Raw genomic sequence first — 7,873 nt, forward strand, 5'->3', positions numbered from 1 at the left:
GTTAAAAACCCTGCATTGACAGCTGCGATTGCTACATGCCGCCGCTTCCCAGTATAGGAATCATCCCTTTGGGGCCAATTGATCCCAAGCTCTTGCGTTATCTCAAGACTGAGCTGCCCAAGTTCCTGCCTTTGCCGGTGCAATTATTGAAAGCCCGACCGATCCCTACTCACACCTATCATATCGTCCGTCAACAATATAATTCCACCCAACTGTTGGAATACCTGTTGACAGACCGGCAGCCGGGGCTGTTCAAAATACTGGGGGTTACAGGGGTGGATCTATACATCCCGATCTTGACCTACGTCTTCGGAGAAGCGCAAGTGGGGGGAACCGGAGCGATAATCTCCTTATATCGCTTGAACCAGGGGTTAGATGGACTGATGGCCCCTCCGCAGGTTTTCTGGCCGCGGATCATCAAGAGCGGATTGCATGAACTGGGACATACCTGTAACCTGAAACATTGCCGGCAGCCAGACTGTATCATGCGGTTTTCCGGCAGCCTGGAGAAATTAGACCAGAAAAACCCCCATTTCTGTGGTTATTGTCGGGTCCTGTTGAGCGATTACTTTAATCAGAACGGCATAACTATCATGCTCGACCGTTAACCGATTTGCCCATCTTCGGACATCGTTAACGGCTAAAAATCCCGAACCGGAAGGTTGGGGTAATTTGGGTTTTTGGCAGGTGTACTTGAATTCCGGTAGGGGGGACCCGGTGGGTCGCTTCTGCCACCGATTAAGCTATCGCGGCCCTGTTCATGAAATCGTTTAATCCAATTGGCTAAGGTCTGACGGGTGATACTGAACAAAGCCGCTAGCGGATCATGACCGCTGCCTAAAAATAGGGCTCGGATCGCCATGAGGCGAAGATGGCGGCGTTTGGTCGCCGCGGCTTGCGCCGCGCGCCCTCCGGTTCGGGAGCAGTTTTCGGCATGGGGCATGTTCGGCAGGCTGGCCATAGGCCGGTTAAAGGACAATCTTCACAAGAGGACAAGTAAAAATTTGCTTCTATTAAGGAAAAATTTCGAGAATCGCTATAACCGAGAGAAGCGAGGCCGGATTGGCGACATCGCGCTCCTGCTGGAATTATCCCGGGCAATTCTTGTGGTTGGTTTCTTCCCTTCTTTTCGGCCGTTAAACCCACTTCCATAAGCCCTAAAGTGGTTGAGAAGTAAGCTTGAGAGTATAGTAGGGGGACCGTTGGCCCCCGTTCTCCTATCAAATTAACCTTTCATTGCTCTGAGTGACGATTCGGAGATTTCTCAAAGTTGGGTTTTGACCCAGGCCACCAGTTTGGCAAAGGTCCGGGCCCATTCTTCGGTATGATCATGGCCGGTGAAGATATGGGCCAGTTCATGGCATAAAGTGGGAAGGCGATAACCAGGGGGGTAGAGGAGGATACAGCGTTTCTGATGATCGGCCTCGGCTAACAAAAAGGTGGAATCCTGCCAATAAATTCTGGGATTGGTAAGGGATTTCAAGTTCTGCTGCAGAGGCACCGGTTCGTAGCCAAAGGCCGCACAGATTTTTTGGGTCCAGCTTTCCATGTCGGCAAAGTCACGGTGCCGAAACAATTCTTCGTCATACTGATGGCAGTCCGAGCACCAGACCTGACCATCAAAAGTCAGGTCGGCATGCTGAGCAGGGTCAATGGTCTTGCCACACTTGGGACATTTCATGTTCAGGACATCCGAGCACGTTTAATTTAAAATACCGCAACTGAATATCTTATCTTTCTTTCCGGTCATCATTTCCAGACCTTTAACTATGGGCTTGCCAGTGGCCTGGGCCAGAGCGTGGACCATGCCCTGATAAATCCATTTGTGGAACAGATAAAGGCTGTCGGCTATACCTCCCAGTCCGCGGGGCAAAAAGCGGGCAAGTTGCTCAAGTAGTGCATCACCGACTCGCAACTCGTGGGGATGGCATCGACCGCCCCGATAACCCATGCCACCCAGTCTCGCAATTGCCATAAATAATTGCCGAAATACCACCCAGTGGCCCCGCCGATTTTAACAATAGGCTGTCCGACCTCTTCCGGGTTGGCCTCTAGGACGATGCGATAGCCACATTCCAGGATAGTACCGCTGGCATAATCCGTCCACCAGATAGCGCAGGATCTCAAATGAGGCGCTGCCTGAACCCAAATCATCGCCGCCCGCAGAATGGTAGCCGGCACCGGGCGTCCCCCCACATATCTCGTGGCCCAGGTGACCAATACCGGCTTGGCTGACTCAGGTTGATTCACCTTAAATTATCCTCAATTGTGGCTTCGCTAGTCAAATTTATTTTAGTATATCTGATGCGCTGCTGATTTTACCAGCAATTTAACCGGGCTCGAGCGAGTTCATAGATTTCCTCCTGGACATCGCAGGAAAGAATATATTATGATGCCCGGGAGGGTAAAAGGAAATAGTAAAGGTAACCGCATAATCATAAAGATACGGTGGTCTTATGACTAGATTTATTCCTTTGCTGGTAGTGGTTTTTTGGGTTTTTAGTGGCTGTGCCGGGCTCAAGGAGGAATGTCAGGTTCGCAAGGAAAAGGCCGATTCGGTGGCCGCGCTAGTCCCCCAAGAACTAAGGGTCGGCATGAGCCTGGAGGAGGTGAGGGAGCGGTTGGACCCTCCGGATGAAATCAAAATCAACTCTGATGAACCTGGGAAGCCGACAACTTGGAGATATTATGTTTATCCTGACTGCGAACGTCATCTGGGAATTAGTGCCCCGACCACTATATTGCGTTTCCGTTACGACAGATTGGAAAAATGGGAGATAACCGATTGATTATATATAGCTCTCTTCGATTAAATTTTTTAAAATCAATATTTTTGGGGAAAGCCGATTTTTTAAAGAAAAATTTATTTTTTGGCAAAGATTTATTTACATCCGGTTAAGTTTTACGGTAAAATACTCAAGTTTTTTTGCCAACCAGGGCATCGATGCTTTTACCCATCTGAATTTACTATCTTTCTCTTAGGCGAGGTAGCTATCTATGCAGTCGCAGATCTGCTCAAGTTATATGGAGCGCCTTTATTCTTTCTATTCTCCTTTTTATGATTTTTTCTTTGGCAAATTACTGGAACCAGGACGGCGGAAAGCCTTTCGTTATCTTTCACCCCGGCCTGGCCAAAAAATTTTGGAAATCGGGATTGGCACCGGTTCCAGCCTGGAACTCTATCCTCCTTATTCCCGGGTGGTGGGCATTGATATATCTCCGGGGATGATTGAGCAGGCCCAGAAACGAGCTGCGGCCCTGAGAAACGGCACCGAGATCAATCTTATGGTTATGGATGCAGCGCAGTTGGAATTTCCTGATAATCATTTTGATGCAGTAGTGGCTTCCTATGTCATCACCACGGTTCCCGATCCGCACCAGGTCTGCCGGGAAATTTTGCGGGTCACGCGTCCCGGCGGCCAGATCATTGCCGTCAACCATACCCGCTCAGAGAATGGCTGGTATTTAGGTCGAGTGGAAGATCTCTTAGCCCCGCTCTGCGTCCGCATCGGCTTTACCACCGACCTGGATGTGTTAAAGGTTATGCGGGAAAGCGGAGTACATATTCAGAGTACCATTAAGTGCAATCTGCTGCACCTGCATCGGATAATCACCGGGACTAAAAAATGAGGGGCTAAGTTGGTCAGATAGCCTTTAAACTAAGAGGCATATAACTTTTTAAACCCGGGAGAGGAATGCCCGGGCTTTTTTTAAGGTAATTTCGTTTCTCAAAAATAATTTCTCCTTGAGCATGTCTAGCGGATCATGACCGATGCCTAAAAATAAGGCTCGGATCGCCGTGAGGCGGAGAAGGCGGCGTCTGGTAGGCGCGGCTGGGGGCGCCGCGCCCTCCGGTTCGGCCCGCGGGAGCAGTTTTCGGCATAGGGCATGTTCGGTAGCCTGGCTATAGCCCGGATAAATCACAATCTTCACATCAGAACAAGTAAAATTTTGCCTTATATTAAGAAAAAATTTTTGAGAATCGCTATAATTGAGATCGCCGTAAGAAAGGCGGTCGCTGGCAGTGGAGTCGGATCGTGAAGCACTGGAGCGCTGGTCATGACTCCGGCCCATATGATTGGTTGACAAACAGTTTCGGAAACATCCTTGGATGGCTGGCTAAAAATGATATGCCAAGCCCACCACCACCTGATGTCGGTCGAAGTCAAAGACTGCTTTGTTGGCGGTAACGCCGGTGTTGTTATAAAAGAGTTGTTGGGATTCTAATTCAACACTCCATTGCTTACTGAATTTATATTCCAAAAAGCCGCCCACATGTTTAGTGAACATGTAGCGCAGACCGCCTTCCAACTCCAAGGCGAAGTTCTTGGCGGAATCAGCGTCGCCATAAAGGATCACTAGGCCCGGCCCCAGCCCCACATATGGTTGCAAGCGACCGAAGGGCAGTTCCTTGTCCTTTAGAAAGCCATAACGGCCCACCAGGTGAAAGGCCATGGTCCAAGCCAGGATAGTTTGTCTGGACACCCGGCCAGCAGTAGCCCCGGCCAGTGGCGGATGCAAAGCCACGCTCTGGGAGGGTTGGGGATGGTTGCCGATGCTGCCTTCTGCTTCCACTCCCAAATAGGGAATACTATCAAAAAAATATCCCAATTTGATGCCACCCGTGACTCCTGGATCGATGGTCAGATTCCGGGCAATGTAATTTTGGCTGCCTACTTGATATTTCCAATCGGTATCAGGCACAAAGGCACCTCCGAAAAAGCCCCCTATGAAAAATTCCCCTGGGCCCTCATACCCCAAGCGACCCATGACACCAGCGTGTTCAGAAAGGCGATTCTTATAAAGCAGATAGCCGGCCGCGGCCACGGCCACTACTGAACCCAGGGGCACGGCAGTGACGACCAGGGTGTCACCGGAGGACAACGCCAGCATTGGTTGGGGAGAGGCAAAGACCAAACAAAGAACCATCACCATCAGAACCATAGGCTTTAGCCGATTTTTTCTATTTCTTTTCATGTGTTAGTCTCCGAGTTGTTTTACTGTTGAGTAGAACACTTTAAAGAGCTTTTCGGGAGCCGGACAGATCTCGTTGGCAAGCCCCACCACCTCTGGAACGTTGATCTCCACCTTCACGGTATATCTTGTTTTTGGTATTTTTGCCAAAACTCAGTCTATTGGAGATAGGCTTTTTTTTCTACCCTTTTTTAGTACAGTCCCATTTTCAGGGAGGACCTCATCAAACGCAGGGTATCATCCTGGAGGACCAGGATGGCCAAACCCCAAAAGAAGATTATCACCACCGACAACCAGAAGCCGGTTCGCCCTCATCCCCATCTTTTTTGCTCCAAATAAGCTATTGGGGCGAATGAGCAGGACCAGGACAAACAGGCCGAATTCTACCACCGGAACCCAACTGACGGGCATAAAGGTAGGGATAATACCGATTACTTTCAAATGAGTAATTTTATCCTTTATCCCCTCTCCCCCGCTGGCGGGGGAGAGGGCGAGGGTGAGGGGCATTTTAACTCTTTGATCGCAACTGGGTATGAGTTGGAACGAGGAGGTGGCGCTGTTGGAATCCTTCCGGCAGCAAGCTCTTACCGGCCAGGTGGCGACGGTTGCCGACATCAAGGAAACGCTGGAAAGACGGGTAGGGCATAAAGTTCATAAAACCACGGTATATAGGTTACTGAAACGACATGGCTGGCGGAAAGTGTTGCCGCGGCCGTTTCATGTGAATGCTGATCCGGCAGAGCAATAAGGGCGGAGAAACTGGCTGACCTGGACCTTGAAGATCACCGGCCGGTTTTACTCTTCGCTCAAGACGAGGGGCGCTTTGGCCGCATCAGTGATACCCGACGAGCCTGGTCGCCCCTGGGGACCAGGCCGCAAGCTCCCAGGCAGATCGTGAGAACTTATCTTTATGTTTTCACCGCCGTCTGTCCCGCCCTGGGGAGGATGACCTCATTAATCCTGCCCAGGGCGAATACGGAGATGATGGATATCTTCCTAAGGCAGGTTTCCCAAGATGTTCGGGACTATTTTATCCTGATGCTGGTAGATCAAGCGGGTTGGCACGTTTCCCAGAAACTGCCGGTGCCGCAAAACATCAGGCTAATCAAACTCCCACCCCGCAGCCCAGAGTTAAAACCGGCCGAACATATCTGGGAAGAGCTGCGGGAGAAACATTTTGCCAATAAGGCGTTAGGAAGCCTTGCTGAGGTGGAGGATAACCTTTGCCAGGGCTTAAACAGTCTCGCTGGCAATCCCGAAAAACTCCGGTCGATGACCAATTTCCCTTATTTTATTATTACTTGGTAGATCGCAACTCGGTATCAGATAGCTACGTCGGCGTCCGCCCTTCCCCGGCCCTTCCACTGGTACCGGTCCCTGGCGATTATATTGGGAAATCAGATTATGGACGGTTTGCTTGGCCAGGCCCGTATGCAAGGCAATTTCTGCTGCCGGCCGCGGGTCTACCAAGGCGTTAAAAACAACCAGCCATTTTTGCACCCGCCAAAACCCCACCCTGGCCTTGATCCTCTCCAGAATATCCTCTTTGGAAAAATGAGGAAAGCTCTTGGTATTCTTCCCCATGACTGCCCCCTGTAATATTTTCGGAGCAGTTTTTTATATTACTTATTTGAAAGCAACTTTGTATCAGACACCTTGACGGGCTTGGCCCGAACCGTAAGCTTGTCAAAATAAGGCCCAAACAGATCATGGTCCAGACGAATCATCAGATGCCGGCAACGCGCACATATGGCCAAATGGTCATCAACCCCAGCAATGCGGGTTTCCGTAACCTGACAATTCGTGCATTGGTAGTGGTATACGGGCATACTCATCCCCCTGCGACTGTTAGATCTGTCCCCGGGATTGCAAGCCGGGGATAGACCTATTAATCTTGCAGATATTCCACGTAAGCCTTGGTAGTCAGATGGCATCCCAGGAGATGCTCGCGTTCGCCTACCCGAACCAGGAGCGGGAATGGGTCTCTCTCCAGGCGTTGCAAGACCTTGAGTTCGCTATCCGGCTTGATCCAATGGCGATCAAATTCCTCCAAATGGGTGCCGGTGGCCAAGACTTGCGTAATTAACCCAACTTCGCCGACTAATTGCATATCAGTTGCATTTTAAATGCAACTGCGATACAGAACCAATTATATCGACCCCGATGATTAATCTTTTCAAGCTTTTTTTTCACCGTTATGAGAGGTCAGAACCATCTCTCCTAATTTTATCAAGGATAACCATCACTCCCGACCTCGGCCGGGTTTTACATTTTTTTGGTTGACGATTTCGGCAGGCTTATGATGCTGACACGGACAATTCTGACAATTGCCCCCGCACGCGCACTCCGATTCGGGAAGTGGTAATTTATGCACCGTCCAGCGTAATTGAGGACGCTCAGCAGATAGGGCAAACTTTCTCTCTCTGATGATTTGCGCCAAGCCCTTCTCCAAGAGGTCGAGATTATAATCGTCCACTTTTCCCACCTCTTCTAAATCAATAATAATTACCGGAAAAAACCCCAAGCCGGAACGGGCCGCCCCCAGCAGCAGATCAACATCTAAATTATTGAGTTTGCCCTTGGGCAACAATCTTAAGTGCCCGTCTGTTACCTGTAAGTGGAGCTTTAAAGCTTTAGACATGGGCTTCACCTTTCTGACCAATAATCCCCAGGATTATTGATGGTTAGAATTATTTCCTTGGTCAGCAATCTTCGCTAACGCCTGGGAGACGCTTTCCAGACTGGAGCCGGGAAGCGTATAAAATGGTTTGTTATATTTGCGACACAGTTTGCGCACACAGCGGCGGGCGGTGTGGCTATTGCAACTTAACGGACAAAGCACGGCATCAGAATATTTGATGCGATCTTCCAGGTTTTTTTGACCCTGTTGCATGTAGCC

General features: G+C 49.9%; 13 protein-coding genes. 5 read left to right on the forward strand and 8 right to left on the reverse strand.

What is annotated here, in order from left to right:
- The first annotated feature begins 68 nt into the window (after positions 1-68).
- Positions 69-608 (forward strand): archaemetzincin family Zn-dependent metalloprotease, encoded by a 540-nt coding sequence (locus JRG72_07750; GenBank protein ID MBW2135109.1) that lies wholly within the window; start codon positions 69-71, stop codon positions 606-608.
- A 32-nt stretch (positions 609-640) separates the two neighbouring features.
- Here JRG72_07750 and JRG72_07755 read toward each other — a convergent pair whose 3' ends face one another.
- From JRG72_07755 to JRG72_07765, 3 genes are all read right to left on the reverse strand, one after another.
- Positions 641-943, reverse strand: coding sequence for a helix-turn-helix domain-containing protein (locus tag JRG72_07755; protein MBW2135110.1), 303 nt, complete (start codon positions 941-943; stop codon positions 641-643).
- 321 nt (positions 944-1,264) lie between these two features.
- Positions 1,265-1,681 carry a hypothetical protein gene (locus JRG72_07760; GenBank protein ID MBW2135111.1) on the reverse strand — a complete coding sequence of 139 codons (417 nt, stop codon included), beginning with the start codon at positions 1,679-1,681 and terminating at the stop codon, positions 1,265-1,267.
- Positions 1,682-1,848: 167 nt separating this feature from the next.
- Positions 1,849-2,250: a hypothetical protein gene (locus JRG72_07765; protein ID MBW2135112.1), complete on the reverse strand. Its 402-nt coding sequence runs from the start codon at positions 2,248-2,250 to the stop codon at positions 1,849-1,851.
- A gap of 206 nt (positions 2,251-2,456) precedes the next feature.
- Here JRG72_07765 and JRG72_07770 point away from each other — a divergent pair, with 206 nt between their 5' ends.
- Both JRG72_07770 and JRG72_07775 read left to right on the forward strand, forming a co-directional pair.
- Positions 2,457-2,789, forward strand: a complete 333-nt coding sequence (locus JRG72_07770) for a hypothetical protein (protein ID MBW2135113.1) — start codon at positions 2,457-2,459, stop codon at positions 2,787-2,789.
- Positions 2,790-2,997: 208 nt separating this feature from the next.
- Positions 2,998-3,630 (forward strand): methyltransferase domain-containing protein, encoded by a 633-nt coding sequence (locus JRG72_07775; GenBank protein MBW2135114.1) that lies wholly within the window; start codon positions 2,998-3,000, stop codon positions 3,628-3,630.
- A gap of 48 nt (positions 3,631-3,678) precedes the next feature.
- Here JRG72_07775 and JRG72_07780 read toward each other — a convergent pair whose 3' ends face one another.
- Entirely contained in the window at positions 3,679-3,924 is a 246-nt protein-coding gene (locus JRG72_07780; protein MBW2135115.1) for a hypothetical protein, read from the reverse strand.
- Between the two features lie 195 nt (positions 3,925-4,119).
- Entirely contained in the window at positions 4,120-4,977 is an 858-nt protein-coding gene (locus tag JRG72_07785) for a porin family protein (GenBank protein ID MBW2135116.1), read from the reverse strand.
- A gap of 529 nt (positions 4,978-5,506) precedes the next feature.
- Here JRG72_07785 and JRG72_07790 point away from each other — a divergent pair.
- Positions 5,507-5,722 carry a winged helix-turn-helix domain-containing protein gene (locus JRG72_07790; protein MBW2135117.1) on the forward strand — a complete coding sequence of 72 codons (216 nt, stop codon included), beginning with the start codon at positions 5,507-5,509 and terminating at the stop codon, positions 5,720-5,722.
- Positions 5,719-6,282, forward strand: coding sequence for an IS630 family transposase (locus JRG72_07795; GenBank protein MBW2135118.1), 564 nt, complete (start codon positions 5,719-5,721; stop codon positions 6,280-6,282). Before JRG72_07790 ends, JRG72_07795 begins: the two co-directional genes overlap by 4 nt.
- Positions 6,283-6,862: 580 nt before the next feature.
- On the opposite strand, the gene JRG72_07800 is transcribed toward JRG72_07795, so the two are convergent.
- The 3 genes from JRG72_07800 to JRG72_07810 all read right to left on the reverse strand — a co-directional run.
- Positions 6,863-7,084 carry a hypothetical protein gene (locus JRG72_07800; protein MBW2135119.1) on the reverse strand — a complete coding sequence of 74 codons (222 nt, stop codon included), beginning with the start codon at positions 7,082-7,084 and terminating at the stop codon, positions 6,863-6,865.
- Positions 7,085-7,216: 132 nt separating this feature from the next.
- Complete coding sequence (locus JRG72_07805; GenBank protein MBW2135120.1) at positions 7,217-7,615, reverse strand: hypothetical protein; 399 nt, start codon at positions 7,613-7,615, stop codon at positions 7,217-7,219.
- 33 nt (positions 7,616-7,648) lie between these two features.
- Positions 7,649-7,873 (reverse strand): DUF2325 domain-containing protein (locus JRG72_07810; GenBank protein MBW2135121.1); only part of this gene is annotated, 225 nt, incomplete at its 5' end.

It is taken from the genome of Deltaproteobacteria bacterium (genome assembly GCA_019309545.1).
Taxonomy (GTDB): domain Bacteria; phylum Desulfobacterota; class Desulfobaccia; order Desulfobaccales; family Desulfobaccaceae; genus Desulfobacca_B.

What these genes read in the sequence shown, in the direction of transcription:
- JRG72_07755 (MBW2135110.1), bottom strand. Translation starts at nt 943, where the DNA reads ATGCCCCATGCCGAAAACTGCTCCCGAACCGGAGGGCGCGCGGCGCAA.
- JRG72_07760 (MBW2135111.1), bottom strand. Translation starts at nt 1,681, where the DNA reads ATGAAATGTCCCAAGTGTGGCAAGACCATTGACCCTGCTCAGCATGCC.
- JRG72_07770 (MBW2135113.1), top strand. Translation starts at nt 2,457, where the DNA reads ATGACTAGATTTATTCCTTTGCTGGTAGTGGTTTTTTGGGTTTTTAGT.
- JRG72_07775 (MBW2135114.1), top strand. Translation starts at nt 2,998, where the DNA reads ATGCAGTCGCAGATCTGCTCAAGTTATATGGAGCGCCTTTATTCTTTC.
- JRG72_07785 (MBW2135116.1), bottom strand. Translation starts at nt 4,977, where the DNA reads ATGAAAAGAAATAGAAAAAATCGGCTAAAGCCTATGGTTCTGATGGTG.
- JRG72_07790 (MBW2135117.1), top strand. Translation starts at nt 5,507, where the DNA reads ATGAGTTGGAACGAGGAGGTGGCGCTGTTGGAATCCTTCCGGCAGCAA.
- JRG72_07800 (MBW2135119.1), bottom strand. Translation starts at nt 7,084, where the DNA reads ATGCAATTAGTCGGCGAAGTTGGGTTAATTACGCAAGTCTTGGCCACC.
- JRG72_07805 (MBW2135120.1), bottom strand. Translation starts at nt 7,615, where the DNA reads ATGTCTAAAGCTTTAAAGCTCCACTTACAGGTAACAGACGGGCACTTA.